The following is a 23532-nucleotide window of genomic DNA, read 5'->3' as shown; positions in this document are numbered from 1 at the left end:
AATGAAGATATCACAAGACTTCTACCCCTGTGGCGTCCTGGTTTCAGGGAAGCGGCTTCGCAACCACGACAAAAATCCCCATTATGAATAGCGCCGGGGCACACACAGAAAATGGGGATTACCAGGGGGAATAATTCAGAAGCTAGTGGCTAAAGCTAAAGATGGGCATCAGGGTTTTTTTTGACCCAGAGTCATCAAAAATGGTGAGCTCTTTGGGGGTACGACACCGCTGTAGGTTTACGTTGATGTTCTGGGCGCCTTCGTTGGTAAGGTCTTCGAGGAAACCGGGCTGGGCGGCGATCGCCTCTTTGCGACTGAGGTAAGGACCAAAGTAGTAGGTACACTCCGGTTGCTCAGTGGTAATTTCAAGCCAATAGGCACGACCAATGGTCTCGAAGAGCTTGAGCAAAAGTTCTTTCATATCTGTCCCTGTGGTGGTGAAGTTTGAGGTATGGGTCTACTGGAAAAATACTTGTTGTTGAAGATAGCTTGTCTGGATCCAAACCAACAACTCTTGTTTTATCCCGAAAGCGCTCACTTTGCATACTGCCTTAGGGGGTATCCGGGAGGGTGATTTGCACCTGGCGTACAAGCTTTTGTCGGTACACTTCATATAAGGCGATCGCCGCAGCGACGGAAGCATTTAGGCTAGGGGTTTTCCCGGTCATCGGAATTGCAACCAGTTCATCACAATGCTTTTGCGTCAACAAACTAAGACCTTGTCCTTCCGAACCGATAACTAATCCTATCGCACCTTCAAATTTGATATTGTGTAAGGCTTTACTGGTTCCGGCGGCAGTGCCATAAATCCAGAAACCAGCTTCCTTGAGTTCTTCCATGGCCCGACTAAGATTGACCACCCGCGCAACCGGGAAATGTTCAAGGGCACCGGCGGCCACCTTCATCACCGTTGAGGTTACCCCCACCGCCCGCCGTTGGGGAATAATCATCCCTTGGGCACCAATCGCTTCGGCAGTACGAATAATCGCCCCCAAATTATGGGGATCGGTGATGCCGTCGGCAATCACAACCACGGGGGATTCTGTTTTGGCCTTCGCTTGCTCAATGAGATCCGGCAACTCCATATATTCATAGGGAGCCGTCTGCACAGCGATGCCCTGGTGGACGCCCCGGTTGGTCAGATAGTCTAGGCGGGACATGCTCACTTCGTCGATCACCGTGCCTTGGTTCTTGGCGGCCTGGAGGAGGGTATGGAAACGATTGGCGTGGCGCAGGCGGGAGGTGACCCAAATTCGGTTGAGGGGACGTTCGCTCTCCAGCACTGATAACACCGCATGTTTGCCGTAGATCAAGTCATTATCTTCTTCTGGAGTGACTGCTTCGGTAACTTCCTCTGGGGCGGTTTGGGGCGTGAGTTCAGGCGCATCTTGGGGGATGAATTCTGACCCTTGGCTGCGCTGGGGCTTGGGACGGTCTGTAATGGGGCGTCTTTTATTCGGGCCCGCACCTTGGCTGCTGCGTTTATCAAAACGTTTAAAGGAGCGCTCTCCTCCTTCGTCTCGTCGGGAAAATTGACCCTTGCGACGGGGGGCTGGGCGATCGCCCCGTTCAAATTTACCGCCATCTTCGCGGCGATCAGAACGTCGATCCCGATCAAAGGAAGAAGCTTTTCCATACTTTTTGCTCGGCTTGCGGTCTCTTCCCCCAGCAGCTCTACCGTATTTTTTACCCGAATCGGATCGATGTGGCTTGTTCATAAAAAATCAGTCTTTGGTCGTTCAGATGTATTAACTTGTCAAGGAAAATCAGTTGCAGGGGCTGGGGCGATCGCCTAGAGTATGACTCTGGTTATTTAAAGTCAACAAAATCACCTTTTTCAGCCAACCCTTAAATCAACACAAACATATTTTTGTCTTACCTCAGGCGGAGCGCTCCCTGGGGGAAAAAGCCCCAACGAAACACAAAAGAGAGTCGATCATATCAGACCCCAGACCGTTCTTGGGGTAAACAGGTAAATAATTCGGCCAAACGCTGCGGGTTTGTGAGATAGAGATATCCGACTAGGGCTTCAAAGCCCGTAGCCTGCCGATAAATAGCTAAGCTCAGACGCCTTGGTTTTCCGGTGGCTGCATTGCGCCCCCGGCGAACAATGTCCCGTTCTAGCTCGCTTAAATGGGGTTCCAGGAGAGTTAAATATTGGGCTTGGGTTTCTGCCCGCACCTCCGCCACCACCTTACCGTGGTAATCCGCGATGCGACAGGGGGGCAACAAAAAATAACAGCGGCTGTAGAGTTCATAAACAGCATCCCCCACATAGGCTAAGGACGCGGGGGATAATTGTCGGAGCTGATCAGCGGTAATGTCAGGGACAAACAATGGTTTTCTCGTCCCTATTTTTTCTCGTCTAGGTGGGCGATCGCCTCATCAATGGAGTTCCGTAGAGACAAAAACTTCTCTAGGCGAACCAACTTCACCGTTTGGGTCACCCGTGGATTGGTTACCACCTGCATCGTTCCCCCAGCATTTTGGGTGTGTTTTACCAACTGCACCAGGGCACCGATACCAGAACTATCCACAAAATCAATTTGGGCTAGGGAGAGGATAATATCGTGGGGGCCTTCATTAATGCGGTTTTTGATGGCTGTACTAAACACAGGCTCGGAAAAAGCATCCAATAACCCAGTTAAGCGGAAAATTTGATATTTGTTGTCAATGACTTCGTAAGTTCCTCTCAAACTTACAGTCAGATTTAGCGGTTCAGGAATAGTCCTCTCCTCCTCAAACTGAACGGATATGCAACGCTAATTTTAGCTCATTGCGACTGCGGGCAGAATAAGGGACGAAAAACAGTACAACAAACTACAGATTTTTTGCTGCATTATCGCCCCCAGTGTCTGTTTAAAATTCATCCCAACCCGTAATTCCCGATGACATCACGTAGCTGGTCACCCCGGCCTCAAAGAAGTTGGCTTTGGTGTTGCCTTCTTTTTTTGTGTCTGAGAATCGTTCGAGGTGACGGTAGGGGCTTTTCTTGTATTGATCCCCTTTGTACAACGGTTCGAGGCCGATAGCTTGAAGACGAATATTCGCTAAATACTTGGTGTAAATCTCGGTGCTTTGTTCTGTAATGCCGAGGATATCGTTGCCGACAATGTGGTTTGTCCATTGGCATTCGTACTGTACAGCCCGTTCCACCATTTCATAGATGTGATCGACAGAGTGATCAAAGGTGGCCATGGCCTCTGGGATCAGTTTTTGGAATAGGCGCACGTGGCTGAGTTCGTCCCGGTTAATCATCTTAAAGATATCCGCAGAACCGGGCATCAACATCCGCGAGGCAAGGTTATAGAAGAACACAAAACCATTGTAAAAATACAGCCCTTCTAGCAAATAGTCGGCGACGAGGGTTGTGAAGTAATTTTCTGGGGTGGGGTTGTCAATGTAGCGTTGGTAGTTGCTGGCAATGTACTCACAGCGATCGCGTAAGACTTTATCCGTACGCCAAAAATCATAGACGGCACTGCGGCGATCGCTAGGGATAATCGTCTCAATCATGTATTGATAGGACTGGTTGTGCATCCCCTCCTGGGAGATCTGCTCGGCGATGCACAGGCTAATCTCTGGGGCCGTAATCGAGCTTTTGATGTGAGGAAGATTACAGGTTTGGACAGAATCAAGGAATGTGAGGTAGCTGAGGATCCCGTCAAAGGCGCGGCGTTCTGAATCTGTCAGGTTGTGGTAGTCGGTGACATCCTGGGTAATGTCCAGCTTCTGGGGAATCCAAAAGTTTTCGCGCATCTGTTGGTACAGTCCCACCGCCCAAGGGTAGCGAACGTCGTTCAGCTGCATCAGGTTGGTAGTTTCCCCGAACCAAATGGAACGGTGGGCGATATCGTCATTCCCATCGGGATTAAAGATGGGATTGGTGGGCATCCGGTCAAGGAGAGATTGTTGCATAGTGGCTGGGGCCGCGTAGAGGATACAAATCTTAAAAGGTCTTAGTTTAGTTTAAAAGAGTTTGCTGAGAGATACCACACCAGTGATGGGTGTAGTTGGAATGATTGTCCCCCAGAAAGCACTATTTATAGTCTGATTGCAATTTTTGTTTTTTTCTGGGCGAGCAGATAAAAAAGCCTCCCAAGGAACTGAGAGGCTTCAGGTTGAATTTTACAAGGGGACAAGCTTTAGGATTCAGATTCGGAAGGATTCGGTTGATTAAACATCGGCGCAATAAAGGCCACGATCGCCCCCATCATGAAGCCGAGGACATTGCGGAGTAGGGGTAACCAGTCGGAGGTGCGGGTGACAACGGGGCCAACGCCGAAGGCGAGGAAGAGGATGCCCCAGAGGGGAGACATGATTAAGGCCCACTGCCAAGCAAAGGCTTGACCTTCCTTGCGGGGAATGGCAGCAAAGCCACAGATAACGCCCCCAACAACGGAACTAATGAGGGTGAGTAGCCACTGTTCACGGGGTAAGCCAGGCACAACGATACAACCGCCTTCTTTGGTGACACAGACTTTAACGGTTTCTAGAGCGTCGGCGATCGCCTGATTTTCGCCATGTTCACGAACGTAGTACATATTACCGAAGCGAGTCTGGAGTTCGATCCAGAAGGTGCGGGGCATCAGCTCATAAACATCATCACCAATGCTAAAGGCTAAGAGGTTACCCCCCCGACCATCGGCAACGAGCAAAATGCTTTTATCATCGAGACCCCAGTATTCCTTTACGGCCCGTCCGGGACTGCGATCAAATTGAGTTAAGACGCGCATTTTCCAGCCCGTTTCTGCTTCAAAATTGTTCAGATCCGTCACGAGATTTTCTTCCTGGAGCTGGGGGAGGAAGTTCGCCAAATCCACGACCGGCGTTTCATAATCGGGGAGCAGTTCAGGGTTGTTAACGGCGAAGGCAGCGGGGGCGATCGCCCAGGTCATCACCGCCAAACAGACCGCGAAAAGACTACGGAGCAGGGGACGAGGCAAGAAATGATTCATAGAAATTTCTGAAAATAATGAAGCCAGCAGGGGCCGCTAATTATGAAAATTAATCGCGTTTTTATTACGGCTTGTTACTTTATTTTAAGTATTTTAAGATTTTTCTCAATGTTTTTTCGGGATTTACCTGGATTACACGACCAGTTGACCGCTCAAATGCTGGAGGTGGCGCAGGGCTGGATGGTTGATTTGGAGAGCGTTTAAGGAAAAATTTGCTCCCTGAATTGCTTGGAAAGGAATCACGCCCACGACGCTGTTGCTGTAGGCGATCGCCTCGAAGGTTTGGATCAAATCAATGTCCCAAGGAATTTCCTGGACGGGTATTTGGTGTTTTTGCAGTTGCCCTAGGAGGTGCGATCGCATCACCCCAGGCAAAATTCCCCCTAGGGGCGGCGTGTACCAAGTTCCTTGTTTAAACCCCCATAAATTTCCGGTGGCGGTTTCGAGCCAGTGGCCGCTGGGATCTGGCAAAATTGCTTCTCCGGCCCCCAAGGCGATCGCCCGTTGGCGGGCCTGCCACGCGCTGAGGTAATTGCCTGTTTTAAAATCCGCCTGGGGTCTCTGGAAGTAGGGGTCTTGGGCCAACCAACCTTGGATTCCCTGCTGCTGCTGTTGGGCTAAATGTTCCGGCAGTGGACGGCCGAGGATCAGTTCGCGGCCATCATGGAGGATTGTCACCCGCACCACGGGGGCGACGGTGGCCACTTTTTGGGCGCCCTGGTTAATGCGCTCCCAATCGGGTGCTGGCCATTGCAAAGTTTTAATGCTGTGGCGGAGGCGATCGCCATGGTGAGACCACAGACTGCGGGGATCCGTGAGGGAGTTTTGGTGAGCCCGGAGGGTCGTAAAGAGGGTCGCCCCAAATAAAAAACTCGGATCACTAACCGGGAGAGTCAGTTCTGTCCCCTCGTACCAAGCCCCCGCGTACCAATAGCCCATGACCATAAGATTCTAAAATTTCTATCACACCATACTTCAAACTGCTTTTACCTGGCGGAGAGCGTTAAACAGGATTTTCCGGCACCGTTTGGGATTGTACCCGGCGCAGCAACCAATCAAAGCGGGTGGTAGCGACATTGAGATTTTCTTGAATCATGCTGGGCACGGCTTCGGTAGCGCGACTTTGATTAAACACAAAATCTTTATCCTCGCCGAGGTGACGCACCGTATTCCGAAGACGACTCGCTAAAAAAGTGGCGATCGCCCGATTAAATCGCGCCGAAAAGCCAATATCTTGATTCAGGCGGTCGGAAATTTTGTCTTGGGATACGGCCAGTAATAAGCATTCACCACAGGTTTTGACACTGGCACTGGGTAACTGCTGATCAATAAAAGACAGTTCCCCAAAAACTTCCCCACTCTGGAGCACCGCAATATCCTTTGTCACTCCCATGAGGTCAATGAAAACCGATACCGAGCCATCGAGGAGAATGTAGAAATTTTCCAGGGGTTGATTTTCCTGGATTAAAACTGTTTGCGGTGGAATTTTGGCAATCTTACCGGCAGTGATAAGCCAGTCAATATCATCATCATTTAATTCTCCAAACAGAAATAATACTTTCTGCATTGCCAATGTCCTTTAGCACGAATGGTGCGGTCTGTGGTTATTTTACCCCGGATTTCCAAGGGACTTAGACCGCTGCGGCGATGTGTAACAAGATTTTTTGATTGCGTTACCGTGTCACTATCTAAATTTCAGTCTCCCCACAATTAATCCGAAAAGGAGTTGGAGGAACTTTATAGCCGTGACCGGAGGGTGAACTGATAATCGCCACCTGGTTCCAGACGATAATCACTCTGCTCCAAAAATCGGCCCAGGGGTTCGTAAATTAAGGCGCGGCCGAGGGTCGGATGTACCCGCAATTTTCCCTGGCGGAAATGCCACTGAAATTCCCATTGGTAGGAACCCGCTTGCACTTCGCCAATGATTTTGCCCTGCTGCCAGGACTGTTGCAAAATTCGCACATGGGCCGGGGTTTCAGGCACAACAACAACCTTAATTTGGTGCTAAAGAACGTTCCCTATTGTGGAAGTTTTTGCCGCAAAACGCACCATCATTTCAGCATTTCATGGCAAAATCGTTCTATTTTCTGCCGCTACCAGGGCAAAGGCTCACCATCCCAGTTAAAAAATTTACCCGTATCCTGGGGGTGCAGATTGGCGATCACTTGGCGCAGTTGGCTCACTGTCCGTGCGGGCGAAAAGAGCTTTTCCGGGGGGACATTTTTTTGGAAAGGCTGGGAGAGATCGGTAGCCGTTGTCCCTGGGTGCAGGGCCGCCACAATGATATTTGGGGCAACGCGACTCCATTCAATGGCGATATTTTTCAAAAACATATTCAAGGCTGCTTTCGAGGCACGGTAGCCATACCATCCCCCTAGGCGATTGTCTTCGATGCTGCCGACTTTAGCGGAAATAGCGGCAAAAATTGCGGGTTCTGGGTGACGGAGAAAGGGGAGGAGATGTTTGGCCCAGAGGACGGCACCGATGGCATTGACTTGAAAATAGGTCAGTAAATTTTCTGTTTGGATATGGCGGAGACTTTTTTCCGGTTGGAGGGTTTGGTGATGCAGAAGACCGACGCAATAAATTACTTCATCAAGGCGAGAGGTTTGGGCTTTGAGGGTGGCGATCGCCGCTGTGATTTGCGCTTCCTGGGTCACATCCACGGGGATTAGTTGGAGTCGATCAGGGTAGCGCGCCTGTAACGCCAGGAGATCGGCGGAGGGCTGGCGGTAGGTGCCATAGACCCGCTGATACAGATCTGAGGCGAGGTATTGCCGGACAAATTCTAGACCGATGCCGCGACCAGCACCAATAACAAGGGCTTCCATTATGAACGGCTTACCTCCGCAGTATTTGGGGGCTGACTGGAGGTTACGGGGTTTTCATGCTCTAGGGTGGGGGGACGCAGGGCAAGGTATAAGGCTGCGCCAAGGGGAGGTGTAAAGGCGATCGCCCACAGCAACCAGTTTTGCTCCCCAAGGCCACGGCGGGCTGAATCGTCCTTGATCAGGGTCGGAAACAAAAGCGCCAGCAAACAAAAATCTAAGCTCATCACGTGGATAAAGCGATCGCCCCAAAATCTGGTGCCAAAATCGCCCCAATCCCCCGCACTGAATCCATAAATCAGGAGTCCCAGCAGCGCAACCAAACAAAATAAGCCCAACAGTCGCGAATCCTGCCACCGGAGCCACCAATTTTTCTGCCCCGTAAAGGTGGGATTATCGCGCCGCAACGCCAAATAGGGCAGCAACGCAAACGCACCGAGGAAAAAACTGCCTGCCGCAAAGACCCAAGCGGGTAACTTTTGGCGATCGCCATCGAGAAACAAGAGCGCCCCATACATGACCGGGAAAATACCCATGATGTTAAACAGGGCAATGATCAACGGGTTGATGCCGTCCCACTGTCCACCGGATAAAGCGGTAATCAGCTCTAGGGTTTCCGGTTGGTTGGGGGGCGCACCCAAAAAGGCATACAACACAAAGGCAAGCCACAGGGAACCAAGGAAAATCGAGCGGGCCATAGCGAGTGAACTCCTAGGGACAGGGAAGAATAATAAATGGCGTCATTGAAACAACTACAGGGTGCGGAGGTAACTCAACAGATCCGCCATTTCCTGGGGGGCCGGCTGGAATTTCGGCATGGGGGGCGTTTTCCCGCTGATAACCTGTTGAATCAAACGCACGTCGGATTTTCGCTGGGCGACGGCCCGTAAACTGGGCCCCACGTTGCCATCCGCCTGGGGGCCGTGACAGCCAGCACAATTAATTTGAAAAATGGCATTGCCCCGCAGTTCATCCCCTTGGAGCGCTAAAACCTGTTGAATGTAGGGGTCACTGGCCTGGGTACTGTACACACCAAAGATCCCCAGGGCAGCAATGGCCAGCACTAGGATGATTACGAAGAGGAGCTTCGAAAAATTTGGGACGGAAAGCTCAGAAGAATTAGCCACGGGGTTTGCTGTAGAGGAGATACAACTTTGTTGATATTACGCAATTTTTCTTAATGGTTATCCTACTGCGATCGCCTAAGAATGTCGAATCAAATCCCTTTGCACGGACTTCCTCCATCCCATAGAATGATTAAAAATCTTTAACAGTTAGCTTTAATCTGCCGCCATAAGGAGAAACCCCTGTGATTGAACCCCTCTTACTCGGTATTGTGTTGGGCCTGATCCCCGTAACCCTCGCTGGTTTATTCGTCGCTGCCTATCTCCAGTACAAGCGTGGTAATGACCTCGGCATGGAGTAACTAGCCATCTACGGCTTCTATCCCAGTAGCGATCGCCAATCCTTGCTTTTTTTGGAGCAGGGATTATTTTTTACAACACAATGCACCACGGGTTTAAAAGGGAATTTCCCTTGTTAGAATTTTGGGCAGAAACGTTGGTGGGCGACACCGTTGCTGTGGGCGATCGCTCCCCGCCCATAGTTTGGACTGTTTCAACTTACCTTCTCAAGTCTTTAGAGGTTAGCGCCATTGTCATCTAGTACCGTTCGGCAGAAAACGAAAAAAGCCCTTGCCCGTCAGTCCAAAGAAAGGCGATCGCCTCAAGGTTTCTTGCGGGGGGTTGCCCAAAAGGCTATGGGAACGGTGATTGGTTGCACCATGCTCGGCAGTGCGATCGCCGCTGGGGGGTTAGTGGGTCTTGCCATTAGTTTCCGGAACCTGCCCGATGTGCGGACCCTAAAGACCTATGTGCCCACCGAAACCAGCTATATCTACGACATCAACGGCAAAGTCCTCCTGAGCCTCCATGGTGAAGCCAACCGAACCAATATCGAACTCAGTGAAGTTTCCCCCGAACTCAAGATGGCTGTCCTCGCCATCGAAGATAGTCATTTTTACCAACACAACGGCATCAATCCCACCAGTATCGGTCGGGCAATCCTCTCCAACCTCGAAGCAGGCGGCATCACCGAAGGAGCCTCAACCATCACCATGCAATTGGTGAAAAACCTCTTCCTAGCCCAAGATCGTACCTACAACCGTAAACTCGCCGAAACCGTCCTCGCCCTCCGCATCGAACAGATTTTCCCCAAGGACGAAATCCTAGAAATGTACCTCAATAACATTTATTGGGGCCACAACAACTATGGCGTCGAAACAGCCGCTGAATCCTATTTCAATAAATCCGCCGCCGATCTAACCCTGCCCGAAGCCGCCGTGATGGCCGGGATGATCCAAGCCCCCGAAGATTACAGCCCCTTTCGAGATTACCAAGCCACCAAACAACGGCAAAAAATCGTCCTGAATCGCCTAGAGGATCTCGGTTGGATTACCCCCGAAGAAGCCACCGCCGCCGCCCAAGAACCCCTTTTGGTGGGTCAACCAACTGCTTGGAAAGCCAGTGCCTCCCCCTATATCACCCAAGCTGTGGTGGAAGAACTCACCCAACGCTTTGGCGAAGAATTAGTTCGCAAAGGCGGGATGCGCGTCCAGACCACCGTGGATCTCAATATGCAACGCCGTGCCGAAGAAACGGTACAAAAAGCCTTTCAGCAGGCCCGTAGTCGGGGGTTACGAGCTGACCAAATTGCCGTAGCTGCCGTTGATCCGCGCACCCATTTTGTCAAGGTTTTGGTGGGGGGCAGAGACTACGAAGAAAGCCAATTTAACCGAGCGATCCAGTCTCAACGTCAGCCAGGATCAGCCTTTAAACCTTTTGTTTACTACTCTGCCTTTGCGAGTGGCAACTATACACCCTTTTCGACCATCGACGATAGCCCTGTGAGTTACCCCGATGGCAACGGTACCTATTCACCCCAAAACTATGGGGGATCTTTTTCTGGCACCGTGAGTTTGTATGACGCCCTAGTCACTTCCAAAAATGTTCCCGCTGTCAAACTTGGGAAAGCAGTGGGCCTCGAAAAGGTGATCGAACTATGTCGTTTATTGGGAATTGAGAGTCCGCTCCAACCAGTCATTTCCTTGCCCCTCGGCGCAGTGGGGATCAGCCCCCTAGAAATGGCTAGCGCCTACGCCACTTTTGCGAGTAATGGCTGGCAAAGTGAAACAACTTTGATCTTGCGGGTCACCGATAGCCAAGGGAATGTTCTTTTGGATAATACACCCCAGCCACGTTTAGTTTTAGATCCTTGGGCCACGGCCTCCCTGACAACAGTGCTCCAAGGGGTTGTGAATGGCGGCACAGGTCAGGCTGCTAATTTAGGCGATCGCCCCGCCGCCGGAAAAACTGGCACTACCTCCTCAGAACGGGATGTGTGGTTTGTGGGCTATGTACCCCAACTGGCAGCAGCGGTTTGGATTGGCAATGATGACTATCGGCCCATGGGCACTGGTACCACTGGCGGCGGCGATGCGGCTCCCATCTGGCGCGCCTTTATGCAGGAAGCCCTTAAGGGAGAAGAACCCCAATATTTCCCGGCAGCGTCTAAATATCCCCGCCCTAAACCGTAGGGGGATCCGGCATAATAGGACAGTCTTTTTCCATTTCCTTGGGTTAGAACTTTGGTTTACATTAGTGTCGTTATTCCCACCTACAATCGCAAACCCATTTTGACAAAATGCCTCCAGGCCCTAGAACAGCAACAGGTGCCGGAAGAGCTAGAGAATGGGGGCTACGAGGTGGTGGTGGTGGACGATGGCTCCACCGATGGCACAGTGAATTGGCTCCAGACCGAAGCTGACCAATATCCCCACGTGCGGCTCTTTGAACAGGCCCACAAAGGGGCGGCGGCGGCCCGAAACCTCGGCGTAGAACAGGCCCAAGGGGAGATTATTATTTTTATTGACAGTGATCTAGTGGTCACAGAAACTTTTTTGGCAGCCCACCTAGAGGGACTCCGCCGGGGTAAACGCAAACTCAAAAGCGATCGCCTATTTACCTACGGACGTGTGATCAACACTGCCAATTTTGAAGATCCCACCAGCGAACCCTTTAAGGTGACAGATTTTTCGGCGGCCTACTTTGCCACGGGAAATGTGGCGATCGCCCGCAAGTGGCTCCTTGAAGCTGGCTTATTTGATACCGGCTTCCAGCTCTATGGTTGGGAAGATTTAGAACTGGGTGTCCGTCTCAAAAAACTGGGTCTCACCCTGATTAAATGTCCCGATGCCGTCGGTTACCACTGGCATCCCCCCTTCAGTTTGGCGCAAATCCCTCAGCTCATTGATCAAGAAATTCAACGGGGCAAAATGGGGGTCATCTTCTACAAAAAACACCCCACCTGGGAAGTTCGCATGATGATCCAAATGACCTGGCTCCACCGTCTGCTCTGGGGCATCCTTTCCCTGGGGGGCTGGCTCAATGAAAAACGTCTAAAACCCCTTTTAGGTTGGCTAATCCAGCGAGGAAAATCACAACTGGCCCTCGAAATTGCCCGGATTTTTCTCAATTGGTATAACGTGCAGGGGGTCTATGCTGCCTACCGGGAAGATCAACTGGCCCGTCGATCTTGAATTGCGCAAAAATTATCTTGACAAGATCATGGGGATTGAGCTATGAATTAGCAACCGTAAAAAATCAATCTCTTTCAGTTCTTAAAAATTGAGTATTTTTTTCCTGAAAAAAGCTAACTTTTTGTTAGTTACGGAATCTGTCTCAGGGTTGATTTTTTAACAATTTTATTTGTACTAGGTCTATTTCTCTACACATCCCACGAAAACAACGATTGTGACTCCTTCTGCCTCTAACTTTGCCACTCCCAAGTATTTTGACCCTGCCGCCCGGGAGTCAGAGTTGCAGCTCGTTTCCGGCAAGCCAGACTCCCGCTTAGAAACGGCCATTGGCGAAGATGTCGAATTTTTGCGGGCACAAATTGCGAAGCTCAGCCGAGAGCAAACGAAGGTTCAAGATCTGTTGAGTTCCCTGGGTTTTGCCCTCAGAAGTTTTAACAACCTCAACCAATTTCTTGAGTTGACCCCCTTAATGTCTGCGCGGGTAGTGGATGCTGATGGTGGTGCTTTGGTGCTGTTTGATGCCCAGGGCCAGGTGCAGCTCGAAAAATTTTATTGTGGTGAGGGGGGAGATTGTCAGTTTATTCGACAAGCATTTACGCAGCTTCAGACGAGAGCGAAGACCACAAACCCGGAAGCAGCGACCTGTACGGCCCAGGAAGCGTTGCAGTTTGACGAAAAACTCCAGGCCCAGCTCGGCGAAGAAATTCGGGTTTGTAGCACGCCCATCCTTGTCAAAAATGTGACCCGTGGCAAGCTCTACGTATTTAGTCGTGATCCCCAGTATGGCTGGGATATTACCCGGCGAAAATTGGTGCAACTGGTGGCGGATCAAACGGCGGTGGCGATCGCCAACAATGACCTCACCAGCAAACTCCGGAGCAAAGAAAAGCAAGACCGGGAACTAGAAATTGCCTCGGAAATTCAAAACCATCTTTTACCCAGTGAATGTCCGCAAATCAAAGGTTTGGCGATCGCCGCCGATTATCGCAATGCCTACCGGGTTGGGGGCGACTACTACGACTTCATTCCCAGTAACTACGACCGCATCCGCAGCCAGGATGATCCGAAGCTTGTGCAATGTGTCCCCTGGAGTATCGTCATTGGCGATGTCATGGGGAAAGGCGTCCCGGCAGGTTTGATTATGACCATGACCAGGGGGATGCTCCGGGCCGAAGTGCTCAACCGCCACAGTCCCGCTAAAATCCTTGAACATCTAAACCGGGTCATGTACGCGGATCTAGATAATTCCCACCGATTTGTGACCCTATTTTATTCAGAGTACGATCCGAAAACCCGTACCCTGTCCTATAGCAATGCGGCCCATCACCCGCCGCTACTGTGGCGCGCCCAAACCCAAAACATCGAACCCCTCGACACCCAGGGCATGTTGATTGGTCTGGATCTAGATTCGTCCTACGAAGACGCCAAGGTGGTGCTGGAGGTGGGGGATATCATTCTCTATTACACCGATGGGTTTACCGATGCCGTCAACTCCCACGGCGATCGCTTTGACGAAGAAAACCTTGTGCGGGTCTTTCAAAATGCCTGCCAAAATTGCCAGACGCCGGAAGCAATCGTGCAGGAACTCTTTACCCAAGTGGAAAAATTCACCTATCCTAAAGTGCGTGGCGGTGATGATATGACCTTGGTTGTTGTGCAGGTACAATCAGAAGCAATTGAGTCCCATCTGTGTCAACACCATGACTGCTAAATCTCCTTTGCCCTTACCATCCGTAGCATCTGAGCAAATTGTGATCGCCCAAACGGGCTATGTCGAAGATCCTGATATTTTGGGTCAAATCCGTGATGGCTTTCAAAATTTCGTCGATAGTGGTCAAATGTGGGCCTTGATCTTAGGTTTTGTCCTCGGTTATTGGTTTAGTGGCATCCGTCGCGGTTAAGGGATTTCTCTCCTCTGATAAGTACGGTATGCTTAAAAGGAATTTTTCCTGCTTTGGAAAGATTTCTGTCGATATTACTAGCCCCTAGACTGTTTTCGTGTCTAAGTCTTTTCGCTTACGATCATCTCCTACTTTGATTGCGAAGGTGCGCCGTTTCAGTCAGCGCCCGCGTCGATGGTTTGCCCTCAGTCGGTCTGTGGATTGGCTTTGGGTGGGCAAAGTTGGCGGATTGGGGGTCGGCATTACTAGTCTTTGGCTCTGGCAATGGCAACTACTGGTGGCGATCGCCTTAGGATCTGGGGCAATGGCCGCGATTTATCTTTTTGAAGCTTCGCCTTGGCAGAAATATTTAGAAGAAGGTTATCGACTCTGGCATAGTCGCCACCGACGGTTACTCCTGGCGGGTATGGGCGGCAGTCTCACGGTGTTACTGAGTTATGGGGCGATCGCCTTTTGGCAATCCATGGCGAACCACTGGCTGACCAGTGTAATGCTCATTCAAGGGTTCATGATTAGTGCGATGTTTGCCCTGATGTTCAGTCGCCACTGGCAGTATCGATCGCCTCACCAGCAATTCGAGCAAGCCCTGGAAAATTTAGGCGATCGCAGTAGTATCCGCCGACTCTACGCGATTCGTCAATTGCGGCAGTTATTACAAGAGCAACGATTGACGGCAGAACAGCGCCACACCCTCCACGCCTTTTTGCAATTAAGCTGGCAACAGGAACGGGAAAAGCCCCTGCGGGAAGCCCTCCTGGGAACACTGCGCCTCTACACCAGACCCCAAACCCCATCTCCCCGGCCCCTCCAACTCCAAAAATCCCGCCCTCCCCTCAACTTGACCAGGCAGCAGCAAACCCGCAAATCTTTAGTCAAAGAGCAGGTCTAGGGGTGTTTGAGCAACAATGGCCCAACCCTTTGACCTGATTATCCTGACCAATGGCCCCGGTGAAGTGACCACTTGGCTCCGTCCCGTCGTGCAGGCCGTGCGTGCCCATTGGGGAAGCCTCCCACGCATTTCTGTGGTCTTGGCTCCCTGTTCCCACAGCACGGGTCAAGAAGCGGCGATCGCCCGCAGTTATCCCGAAGTTGACCGGGTTCAGGCCGCCAAGCATTTTTTCCCATTTCTGCTCTGGGGAAAAACCGCCGAATCTTGGTCTTGGTTTTCCCAGGGGGTGGTGCTCTTCCTCGGTGGGGATCAATTTTTCCCCCTAGTGATTGGTAAACGCCTAGGCTTTAAAACCCTAATTTACGCCGAGTGGGAAGCCCGCTGGTGGCGCTGGATTGATGGTTTTGGGGTGATGAATGCCCAAGTTCTAGCGAAAATTCCCCCCAAATACCAGGCTAAATTTCAAGTGGTCGGCGATCTGATGGTGGATATCTCCCAGGAGGCACAGCAGACTAGCACCCCACCGATCATCGGCCTCTTACCAGGCTCTAAGGGGATGAAACTCGCCCAGGGAGTCCCTTTACTCGTGGCCACCGCCAGTGTGATCCGCCGCCAGCGCCCAGCGGTGCAATTTTTGCTCCCCGTAGCCCCGACCATCACCGTGCAAACGCTACTGCACTATGGCGATCGCCAACGAAATCCCATGGTAAAACGCTTTGCTGCACCTGCCATTGAGCTTTGCCACACTGGGGATCAGCCCTATTTACAAGTCGCCGATGGCACGCAGATTCAACTGATCACTGACTTTCCTGCTCACCAGGACTTAAGGCAATGTCAACTTTGTCTCACCACCGTTGGCGCAAATACCGCTGAATTAGGCGCTTTGGGCTTGCCAATGCTGGTACTTTTGCCCACACAACAGTTGGACGCGATGCGCGCCTGGGATGGCATTCCCGGTCTCATTGCGAAAATTCCCTGGTTGGGAACCTGGTTTGTGCGCTGGCTTAATCGACGCATTATTACCCATGCCCGCAAACATCGGGTGCGTTATGCTTGGCCAAATATTTGGGCGAAAAAAGATATTGTGCCGGAGCTATTGGGGGAACTAGATCCAGAAACCCTAGGAGCGTTGGTGTTAGATTATTTAGATCATCCTGAAAAACTTGAGGCGATGCAAGCCTCTCTCCAGGCTTGTCGTGGCGAAGCGGGGGCCGCCCACAAATTAACGCTGATGATCGGTGATCTGTTGCACTTAACGACGGTGGATTTAGGCCATTAGCAGCCGCCAGTACACCCTCAGGATTCCCGCTTAAACAGGGAGAATAGTTAAGGATAAATACTTAGCCTTTGGGGATCAAAGGCGATCGCCCTTTGCCAGACGGGAATTTTTTCGAGATAATAGACCTAAGCATAGCGTAGCCCTTTTTTTGCACCGAATTGCTGCTATTGAAGCGAGGCACAGATTAATAATGTTTCATTTCTTGTTTATTTTGGCATTTGGAATTATCGCCACCATCGCAGCGGTGAACTTGGTGCGCAGCTTTATGATGCTGAGTAATGAAACAAGGGTCTACCCAAATTTTCAGAGTAATACCCAAGGAACGCAATCCCAACGGCCCCGGCCGACCCCCCACCCAGAAATGGTTGACGACTTGGGCCAACCGATTAATGAACCGCTATTGGTCGTGCGATCGCTAGATGTAGAAGACGCGAGGCAACGCCTGGATAATTTATACAACTCATCGCCGAGTGGTGAAAATAACCAAGAAGAGGATGCCTAGAACCGATGGCAACCTTACCCCCTTGGCTCATCGTTGATCCCCTCCTCCAACAATGGTTACAGGAAGATCTCGGACGGGGCGATCGCACGACCCAATCCCTTTTTGCAAATACCCAAGCTCCCATCGGTCAGGCGAAACTGATTTTAAAAGCCGATGGTCAGGTGGCGGGTTTACCTTTAGTGGAACGGGTTTTTCAGTTACTTGATCCCCAGAATTTTAAATTTGAAACGGCTTTATCAGAAGGTTCTTCGGGACAGCCTAAAAATTTAATCGCTACGATGACGGCTCCCCTCGATATTTTGCTCATGGGGGAACGGGTCGCGTTAAATATTTTGATGCGTTTGAGTGGGATCGCCACAATGACGGCGCAGTATGTGGAAAAAATTGCTGATTTGCCGACGCAATTGGTGGACACCCGCAAAACAACTCCTGGCTTACGTCTGCTGGAAAAATATGCGGTGCAGGTGGGTGGCGGGCAAAACCATCGTTTCGGGCTAGATGATGCGGTGATGATCAAGGACAATCACATCCAGGCAGCAGGGGGAATTTCCCAGGCGATCGCCCTTGTGCGGCAAAATATGCCCTATCCTCTAGCAATTGAAGTAGAAGCCGAAACCCCGGAACAGGCTTTTGAAGCGGTGACAGCGGGGGCAGACATTTTAATGCTGGATAATATGTCCGTGGCGATGATGGCGGATTTGATCCCCCCACTGCGGGCCAAAAATCCCCGTTTGAAATTGGAAGCGTCGGGCAATATTACCCTGGAAACGTTGCGGGAAGCGGCGTTGACAGGGATCGATTACATTTCTACCAGTGCGACGATTACCCGTGCGCCGTGGCTCGATATCAGCATGAAAATTACGGCTTAGTTTTAAAAAATTTTTCGCTGAATGGCTAATCGATGTACAACGGATCAACATTAATCGAAAGGCTTACCGGACGCGGGCAAAATTCCCGCAAAAAAGTCAAATCGGGGATCTCGGTTTTGCGCTGGGGAAATTTTAAAACCACCTGCCAACGGTAACGCCGTGCCACTCGCAGAATATTCGCTGGCACGGGGCCAAGAAGTTCGTCTTCGGGTTCGAGCAGTGGGAAACATTTTTCGGCGATCGCCTCGGCGGTGTAGCGCACCTGATCGTGGTTTTCTCCACTAAAGCGCAGCAAAATTAATTTGCCAAAGGGCGGATAGTCCAATTCCTGCCGTTGACTTATTTCCCGCTCGGCAAAGGTCAGGTAATCATGGGTTTTTACCGCTTGAATCACCGGATGCTCTGGGGAATAGGTCTGAATGATCACTTGGCCCGGTTCATCACCCCGACCCGCCCGACCTGCCACCTGGGTTAGGGTTTGAAAGGTGCGTTCCGCAGCCCGATAATCACTTTGGTGTAATAGACCATCGGCGGCAATCACCCCCACAAGGGTCACTTGAGCCACATCCAAACCCTTCGTGAGCATCTGGGTACCTAGTAAAATATCCGCCTCGCCCCGGGCAAATTGCCCCAATAAGTCGCGGTGCGCCCCTTTTCGACGGGTGGTATCACTATCAAATCGCAGACAGCGTAACTGAGGAAATTCTTTTTGCAGCGCCTGGAAAACTTTTTGGGTGCCGTTCCCGAAAAACTTGAAATAGGGGGAATTACAGCTTGGGCAATGTTTGGGTTGGATCTGGCTATGATCGCAATAATGGCAACGCAATAGCGGTAAACTGCCCTCCTGAACGTAATGGTAGGAGAGGGACACATCACAATGGGGGCATTCCATCACATAACCGCAACTGCGACAGGAAACAAAGGTACTGTGACCGCGACGGGCAATAAATAAAATCCCCTGTTCGTGGGTTTGGGTAATACGTTCGAGGGCCTGCCGGAGGGACTGACTAAAAAGGGAGCGGTTGCCGACGCGCAGTTCATGGCGCATATCAACAATTTCCACGGGGGGCAGCGGACGAGCATACACCCGCTCAGGCAGGGAAATGTAATAGTAATTTGAGTTTTGGGCGGTTTGAAATTCTACCCAAGTGTCCAGGGCTGGGGTGGCAGAACCAAGAAGCAATGGGCAATTTTCCTGCTGCGATCGCCACCGGGCGACGGTGCGGGCATGGTAGGTGGGGGCGGGCTGATCCTGTTTGTAACTACTGTCGTGTTCTTCGTCGAGGATGATCATCCCTAAATTGGGCAGGGGCGCAAAAACAGCGGAACGGGTGCCGATGATAATTTGGCTGTCGGGGCGCAACATTTGCCGCCATGTATCGTAGCGTTCTCCTGCTGATAAACCGCTGTGGTAAGTCAAAACGCGATCGCCAAACCGTGACCGAAATCGATCCATTAGTTGCGGTGTGAGGCCAATTTCTGGCACGAGGACAAGGGCGGATTTTTGTTGAGATAACAGGGGGGCGATCGCCTGGAGATAAACCTCCGTTTTCCCTGAACCCGTCACCCCATGTAACAGAACTTCCCCGTAACCCTGGATTTTTTTGATGGTTTCTAGAGCTGCTTGTTGGGCATTAGTTAATGTTTTGGCAGGGTCTACGCCCTGGGACGGCGACTGGTGTAAGCGTAATTTTTCCCGTTCGGCGATCGCCACACAACCGACCTTTGCCATTTTCGTCACCGTTGTCGCCGTTGTTTTCGCCACCCCCACCAATTCCGAGAGCCACATTTCGCCCCCTTCATGGCGCAACACCAGCAAAATTTCCCGTTGCCGTTTGGTGAGCCCTTCCCGTTCGCTCACGTAGCTCACCCACTTTTGCCGCTGCCCGTGGATGACTTGGGGCGTCGCCAAATATCGTTCTGCGAGGCCCGCCTTTTCCAATTCCTGTATCCCGCGATAGACCGACTTAATCTGTCGTTGGAGGTACTTCACACTGTAGTCCTGGGTTGATCCCCGCTGGAGTAACTGGAAAAGTTGTTGGGCCGTCGGTGGTAAAAAGTCGATGTCGATGGAGGCGAGATCGGTTTTCAAAAGCCGAACACGGGGTTGCGATCGCCGCAATAAACCCGGCGGCAAAGCCATTCGTACCACCGTCATCATATCCGTTTGATAGGCCTGGGCAACCCGCAACAAAAGTTGCCAATAGTGGGGCGAAAAAAAGCCCCGCGCGATGATCCCCTGCACCGGACGGATTTGCTCAGGATCTAGTCCCTGGGGGAGCTTTGCAATGAAGCGAATGGCGATCGCTCCCACCTGTTGCGCCCCAAACCCAACCAATACGATATCCCCTGGCACCACCGCCAATTCTAGCGGCACTCCATAGGTAAAAAGCCCCTGAGTATAACCACAATCAACTAAGACCTCAAGCCAATCCAAATCCCCAATCTCCTAAGATTCCCAAAACTCACTGCAAAAGCACTATACCCCATGATTTTTTATCAATTCAAATAAGGGCAATTATTTTTCTCTATATACAACTCTGGGTAGAGGGAAGTAAGAAGTAAATTGTGAGAGTTTATCTTTACTAATCAAAACTAAATTTTCTTGAAATTTCCTGGATTACATCACATTAAATAATCCTTAAAAGAAGTGTCCCTGATAATGCAGATGCCGCCAGTCTGCTATGTCAAGCTATTTTGATGGGCAGCCGATCTTTTTGGGCTTGGCAAGCAATTTAAGAAAAATTTACACAACTTCCCTGGGAAAAAGATTGACTCAACAAAACCTTAATTTTGTATTTAACAAAACCATATTCTACTCAACCATCTGCTACATTAATTCTGAGAAAAGTCTCGGATTTTTCCCAGAAACCTTTACTAATTGCTGCAATTGTTGATTTTTATTAAAAGCTTATTTACATTCCCAGAGCTCAAACAGGTATAACAGTTCTAAAGAATGAACTGTCTGCTCCTTGAAATTGTTTTAGCTGCATCCTGATAAACGATTATTTGGTATTGAATTCTGCTTATTTTTGTTTTTCTTTAGCTAATCCTCGCTTCCCACCACACATCCCCTGACTCTTTATTTCGTAGGATTATGTTCGACACAACCACAACCAACAGTCTTGACCCTGTGTATGCTCAAGATAGCCATCAAGCCACTGAATTAGAATCGAGCAATTCAATGGTTGAAGCGGAATTTTCAGAGACAGAACTCACAAATTTGCGGGGAGTCCGTAGTCGCAATGAGGATACTGTCGGTGCTTTTTTTAAAGAGATGGCCCGCTACCCCCTCCTCAAGCCAGACGAAGAAATTCAACTGGCCCACAGTGTTAAGTTTCTCAATGATGCTGAAGAGCGTCGCCTTGAACTTCAGGAACAATTAGGGCGATCGCCCACCAACGAAGAATGGGCGAGTGTCCTTGGCCTCGAAACAGTTAAACAGCTCAACTCTGCCCTGTACAAAGGCCGGGTGGCGAAGCGGAAGATGATTCGCTCCAATCTGCGTCTTGTGGTCTCCATTGCGAAACGCTATCTCAACCGGGGTGTACCATTCCTGGATCTGATTCAAGAGGGGGCGATCGGCCTTAACCGTGCCGCCGAAAAATTTGACCCCAACAAAGGCTACAAGTTTTCGACCTATGCCTATTGGTGGATTCGCCAGGCGATTACCCGCACCATTGCTAACGATGCCCGGACAATTCGCTTACCGATCCACATCGTCGAAAAGCTCAATAAACTCAAAAAAGCCCAACGGACGCTCAAACAAACCCTGCAACGGAATCCAACTGAAGCGGAATTGGCCCAAGAACTCGATATTACCGCTGATCAACTCCACCAACTGCTTCAACTCCGGCGTCAATCTCTCTCCCTGAACCACCGTGTGGGTAAAGGCGAAGATACGGAATTAGTTGATCTCCTCGAAGATGATGGCCTTCAACTTCCCGAAGAACGGATGAGTGAAGCGATGATGCGCCAAGAACTTTGGGATGTCCTCGGTGACGTGCTCACTGACCGTGAAAAAGAAGTCATTGCCCTCCGCTATGGCCTCTCCTCTGAACAGCCCCATACCCTCGAAGAAGTGGGTGGGATGTTTAATCTGTCCCGGGAGCGGGTACGACAAATCCAAAGTAAGGCGATGCGTAAGCTACGGCGTCCCCAGGTGGCCCGTCGCCTCAAAAGTTGGCTGTATTGATCCCCCAGATTAATCTTTGCTGGATTTGGCGATCGCCAACCTAGATTATTCCTCCTTTCGCTTTTGCCCCCGTAGCCCCTCTGTAATATTTAAGAGGGGTTTTTTCTATGGTTTATTGCTTTTGTGCCCACAAAAAAACCCGCTTGGTGCGGGCGCGTTTTTCATGAATTAATCATTTCAACGATTTTATGTGGTTCCAACCTGTAGCCTCATTCCCAAGACTGTCTAGTACAAGGGAACGTTAGCATCAACTTCTTCACTCCAGGCTTTGATCCCACCTTTGACGTTGATGCCTGTAATGCCTGCTTCCTGGAGAATACCGAGAGCTTTCGCTGAGCGGCCTCCCATTTTACAGTGGGCAATTAACTTTTTCCCTTCTGTCAGTAATTCCTTGACCTGATCAACCCCATCGCCTTGCTCAATATCGGGGAGAGGGATCAGGGTCGCCCCCGGAATTTGGGCAATGTCATATTCATGGGGATTGCGGACATCGATCAAAACATAATCATCAGCACCGCTGTCCAACAATGCCTTGAGTTCTGTAACTGTCATTTCTTCCATAGCTGCCTGCTGTTCTGCCTCCGCTGCCTTTGCTTGGGGAATGCCACAAAACTGTTCGTAATCAATTAATTTTTCGATTACAGGACGTTCTGGGTTGGGACGTAATTTCAATTCCCGGAATTTCATATCGAGGGCATTGAAAAGTAAAAGTCTGCCACTGAGGGTATTTTTTGCCCCAAGGATAATCTTGATGGTCTCTGTGGCTTGGATCGTGCCAATAATCCCTGGTAATACACCGAGGACACCACCCTCTGCACAGGATGGCACCATGCCTGGTGGCGGGGGTTCGGGATATAGATCGCGGTAGTTGGGGCCGCCTTCGTAGTTAAAGACAGTGGCTTGGCCTTCAAACCGGAAAATCGAACCGTAGACATTGGGCTTATTTAAAAGCACACAAGCATCGTTCGTGAGATAACGGGTGGGGAAATTATCAGTCCCATCCACAACGATGTCGTAGTCTTTAATAATGTCGAGGGCGTTACTCGAATTAATCTGGGTCTCGTAGAGATCAACTTGGCAGAAGGGGTTAATTTCCAGGATCCGGTTTTTGGCCGATTGGATTTTGGGCTTGCCAACCCAGGAGGTGCCGTGGATGATTTGGCGTTGCAGGTTAGAAAAATCTACAATGTCGAAATCGACCAGACCAATCCGACCGATTCCCGCAGCAGCAAGGTAGAGCAGTAATGGCGAGCCGAGACCACCACTACCGATACAAAGGACACTGGCGGCTTTAAGCTTCTTTTGTCCATCTACGCCCACTTCCGGCAAGATTAGGTGCCGTGAATAGCGTTCGTAGTCATCCTTTGTTAGTTCTATAGTGTCTAAATTAGGATTTAACATTTTTGGGTGTTCTGAGGAAATGTTTTAGAGTCTGCGGTCTGGGGTCACGACCAAGAACACGATTGCAGTCTTTTAGTCTACTGCGTTGTGGGGTTAGATTCTAGGTTAGC

Annotated in this window: 25 protein-coding genes; 11 read left to right on the top strand and 14 right to left on the bottom strand. The window is 50.5% G+C overall.

The features are described from left to right. Positions 1-142: 142 nt before the first annotated feature. The 12 genes from AACQ84_RS01955 to AACQ84_RS01900 form a co-directional block, all read right to left on the bottom strand. Entirely contained in the window at positions 143-421 is a 279-nt protein-coding gene (locus AACQ84_RS01955; RefSeq protein ID WP_012306020.1) for a DUF1816 domain-containing protein, read from the bottom strand. Positions 422-551: 130 nt separating this feature from the next. After that, on the bottom strand, positions 552-1397 hold the full coding sequence (rlmB, locus tag AACQ84_RS01950; protein WP_045441474.1) for a 23S rRNA (guanosine(2251)-2'-O)-methyltransferase RlmB: 846 nt from the start codon (positions 1395-1397) through the stop codon (positions 552-554). Between the two features lie 544 nt (positions 1398-1941). After that, positions 1942-2337 carry a Mini-ribonuclease 3 gene (locus AACQ84_RS01945; RefSeq protein WP_012306018.1) on the bottom strand — a complete coding sequence of 132 codons (396 nt, stop codon included), beginning with the start codon at positions 2335-2337 and terminating at the stop codon, positions 1942-1944. Positions 2338-2351: 14 nt separating this feature from the next. After that, positions 2352-2708: an STAS domain-containing protein gene (locus AACQ84_RS01940; protein ID WP_041443323.1), complete on the bottom strand. Its 357-nt coding sequence runs from the start codon at positions 2706-2708 to the stop codon at positions 2352-2354. A gap of 151 nt (positions 2709-2859) precedes the next feature. Continuing rightward, a complete protein-coding gene (locus AACQ84_RS01935; RefSeq protein ID WP_012306016.1) occupies positions 2860-3918 on the bottom strand; it encodes a ribonucleotide-diphosphate reductase subunit beta in 1059 nt (352 codons plus the stop codon). 227 nt (positions 3919-4145) lie between these two features. Then, on the bottom strand, positions 4146-4958 hold the full coding sequence (locus AACQ84_RS01930; protein WP_012306015.1) for a TPM domain-containing protein: 813 nt from the start codon (positions 4956-4958) through the stop codon (positions 4146-4148). A 132-nt stretch (positions 4959-5090) separates the two neighbouring features. Further along, complete coding sequence (locus tag AACQ84_RS01925) at positions 5091-5897, bottom strand: aminotransferase class IV (protein WP_143589380.1); 807 nt, start codon at positions 5895-5897, stop codon at positions 5091-5093. Positions 5898-5961: 64 nt separating this feature from the next. Continuing rightward, positions 5962-6525, bottom strand: a complete 564-nt coding sequence (locus AACQ84_RS01920) for a cyclic nucleotide-binding domain-containing protein (RefSeq protein ID WP_012306013.1) — start codon at positions 6523-6525, stop codon at positions 5962-5964. Between the two features lie 170 nt (positions 6526-6695). Beyond that, positions 6696-6944 (bottom strand): DUF3146 family protein, encoded by a 249-nt coding sequence (locus AACQ84_RS01915; protein WP_012306012.1) that lies wholly within the window; start codon positions 6942-6944, stop codon positions 6696-6698. Between the two features lie 110 nt (positions 6945-7054). Next, on the bottom strand, positions 7055-7792 hold the full coding sequence (locus AACQ84_RS01910; protein ID WP_012306011.1) for an SDR family NAD(P)-dependent oxidoreductase: 738 nt from the start codon (positions 7790-7792) through the stop codon (positions 7055-7057). Beyond that, positions 7792-8487, bottom strand: coding sequence for a hypothetical protein (locus AACQ84_RS01905; RefSeq protein WP_012306010.1), 696 nt, complete (start codon positions 8485-8487; stop codon positions 7792-7794). The genes AACQ84_RS01910 and AACQ84_RS01905 overlap by 1 nt, the downstream gene beginning before the upstream one ends. Positions 8488-8541: 54 nt before the next feature. Further along, complete coding sequence (locus AACQ84_RS01900; RefSeq protein WP_012306009.1) at positions 8542-8916, bottom strand: c-type cytochrome; 375 nt, start codon at positions 8914-8916, stop codon at positions 8542-8544. Positions 8917-9098: 182 nt separating this feature from the next. Here AACQ84_RS01900 and petG point away from each other — a divergent pair, with 182 nt between their 5' ends. The 10 genes from petG (at position 9099) to nadC (ending at position 17826) form a co-directional block, all read left to right on the top strand. After that, on the top strand, positions 9099-9215 hold the full coding sequence (petG, locus tag AACQ84_RS01895) for a cytochrome b6-f complex subunit V (RefSeq protein WP_012306008.1): 117 nt from the start codon (positions 9099-9101) through the stop codon (positions 9213-9215). A gap of 110 nt (positions 9216-9325) precedes the next feature. Continuing rightward, on the top strand, positions 9326-9454 hold the full coding sequence (locus AACQ84_RS01890; protein WP_254903471.1) for a hypothetical protein: 129 nt from the start codon (positions 9326-9328) through the stop codon (positions 9452-9454). After that, complete coding sequence (locus AACQ84_RS01885) at positions 9444-11384, top strand: transglycosylase domain-containing protein (RefSeq protein ID WP_012306007.1); 1941 nt, start codon at positions 9444-9446, stop codon at positions 11382-11384. Before AACQ84_RS01890 ends, AACQ84_RS01885 begins: the two co-directional genes overlap by 11 nt. A gap of 51 nt (positions 11385-11435) precedes the next feature. Beyond that, complete coding sequence (locus tag AACQ84_RS01880) at positions 11436-12386, top strand: glycosyltransferase family 2 protein (protein ID WP_012306006.1); 951 nt, start codon at positions 11436-11438, stop codon at positions 12384-12386. 214 nt (positions 12387-12600) lie between these two features. Beyond that, on the top strand, positions 12601-14097 hold the full coding sequence (locus tag AACQ84_RS01875; RefSeq protein ID WP_234991356.1) for a PP2C family protein-serine/threonine phosphatase: 1497 nt from the start codon (positions 12601-12603) through the stop codon (positions 14095-14097). Further along, positions 14087-14287: a hypothetical protein gene (locus AACQ84_RS01870; protein WP_012306004.1), complete on the top strand. Its 201-nt coding sequence runs from the start codon at positions 14087-14089 to the stop codon at positions 14285-14287. Before AACQ84_RS01875 ends, AACQ84_RS01870 begins: the two co-directional genes overlap by 11 nt. Before the next feature lie 97 nt (positions 14288-14384). Further along, the gene (locus AACQ84_RS01865; RefSeq protein WP_012306003.1) at positions 14385-15176 is read left to right on the top strand and encodes a hypothetical protein; all 792 of its coding nucleotides are present in this window, start codon (positions 14385-14387) and stop codon (positions 15174-15176) included. A gap of 16 nt (positions 15177-15192) precedes the next feature. Then, positions 15193-16455, top strand: coding sequence for a hypothetical protein (locus AACQ84_RS01860; protein WP_012306002.1), 1263 nt, complete (start codon positions 15193-15195; stop codon positions 16453-16455). A gap of 190 nt (positions 16456-16645) precedes the next feature. Further along, the gene (locus AACQ84_RS01855; protein WP_030006144.1) at positions 16646-16957 is read left to right on the top strand and encodes a DUF2973 domain-containing protein; all 312 of its coding nucleotides are present in this window, start codon (positions 16646-16648) and stop codon (positions 16955-16957) included. 5 nt (positions 16958-16962) lie between these two features. Beyond that, positions 16963-17826 (top strand): carboxylating nicotinate-nucleotide diphosphorylase, encoded by an 864-nt coding sequence (gene nadC / locus AACQ84_RS01850; protein WP_012306000.1) that lies wholly within the window; start codon positions 16963-16965, stop codon positions 17824-17826. A 25-nt stretch (positions 17827-17851) separates the two neighbouring features. Here the strand turns inward: nadC and priA are convergent, their stop codons facing one another. Then, entirely contained in the window at positions 17852-20263 is a 2412-nt protein-coding gene (priA, locus tag AACQ84_RS01845) for a primosomal protein N' (RefSeq protein ID WP_012305999.1), read from the bottom strand. Positions 20264-20923: 660 nt separating this feature from the next. On the opposite strand from priA, the gene AACQ84_RS01840 reads away from it, so the two are divergent. Further along, on the top strand, positions 20924-22021 hold the full coding sequence (locus AACQ84_RS01840) for an RpoD/SigA family RNA polymerase sigma factor (protein WP_012305998.1): 1098 nt from the start codon (positions 20924-20926) through the stop codon (positions 22019-22021). A gap of 225 nt (positions 22022-22246) precedes the next feature. Here AACQ84_RS01840 and moeB read toward each other — a convergent pair whose 3' ends face one another. Further along, on the bottom strand, positions 22247-23422 hold the full coding sequence (gene moeB, locus AACQ84_RS01835) for a molybdopterin-synthase adenylyltransferase MoeB (RefSeq protein WP_012305997.1): 1176 nt from the start codon (positions 23420-23422) through the stop codon (positions 22247-22249). Positions 23423-23532 lie beyond the last annotated feature (110 nt).

The organism is Picosynechococcus sp. PCC 7002, assembly GCF_963860125.1.
Lineage (GTDB): Bacteria > Cyanobacteriota > Cyanobacteriia > Cyanobacteriales > MRBY01 > MRBY01.
The sequence above is the reverse complement of the archived record's forward strand: the minus strand, read 5'-3'. Positions and strand labels throughout refer to the sequence as shown.

Bases quoted from the DNA above. Each gene is read 5' to 3' on its own strand.
- nadC (WP_012306000.1), top strand. From the start codon at position 16,963: ATGGCAACCTTACCCCCTTGGCTCATCGTTGATCCCCTCCTCCAACAA.
- AACQ84_RS01935 (WP_012306016.1), bottom strand. From the start codon at position 3,918: ATGCAACAATCTCTCCTTGACCGGATGCCCACCAATCCCATCTTTAAT.
- AACQ84_RS01870 (WP_012306004.1), top strand. From the start codon at position 14,087: ATGACTGCTAAATCTCCTTTGCCCTTACCATCCGTAGCATCTGAGCAA.
- AACQ84_RS01910 (WP_012306011.1), bottom strand. From the start codon at position 7,792: ATGGAAGCCCTTGTTATTGGTGCTGGTCGCGGCATCGGTCTAGAATTT.
- AACQ84_RS01905 (WP_012306010.1), bottom strand. From the start codon at position 8,487: ATGGCCCGCTCGATTTTCCTTGGTTCCCTGTGGCTTGCCTTTGTGTTG.
- AACQ84_RS01955 (WP_012306020.1), bottom strand. From the start codon at position 421: ATGAAAGAACTTTTGCTCAAGCTCTTCGAGACCATTGGTCGTGCCTAT.
- AACQ84_RS01860 (WP_012306002.1), top strand. From the start codon at position 15,193: ATGGCCCAACCCTTTGACCTGATTATCCTGACCAATGGCCCCGGTGAA.
- moeB (WP_012305997.1), bottom strand. From the start codon at position 23,422: ATGTTAAATCCTAATTTAGACACTATAGAACTAACAAAGGATGACTAC.
- AACQ84_RS01920 (WP_012306013.1), bottom strand. From the start codon at position 6,525: ATGCAGAAAGTATTATTTCTGTTTGGAGAATTAAATGATGATGATATT.
- AACQ84_RS01930 (WP_012306015.1), bottom strand. From the start codon at position 4,958: ATGAATCATTTCTTGCCTCGTCCCCTGCTCCGTAGTCTTTTCGCGGTC.
- AACQ84_RS01855 (WP_030006144.1), top strand. From the start codon at position 16,646: ATGTTTCATTTCTTGTTTATTTTGGCATTTGGAATTATCGCCACCATC.
- AACQ84_RS01840 (WP_012305998.1), top strand. From the start codon at position 20,924: ATGTTCGACACAACCACAACCAACAGTCTTGACCCTGTGTATGCTCAA.
- AACQ84_RS01925 (WP_143589380.1), bottom strand. From the start codon at position 5,897: ATGGGCTATTGGTACGCGGGGGCTTGGTACGAGGGGACAGAACTGACT.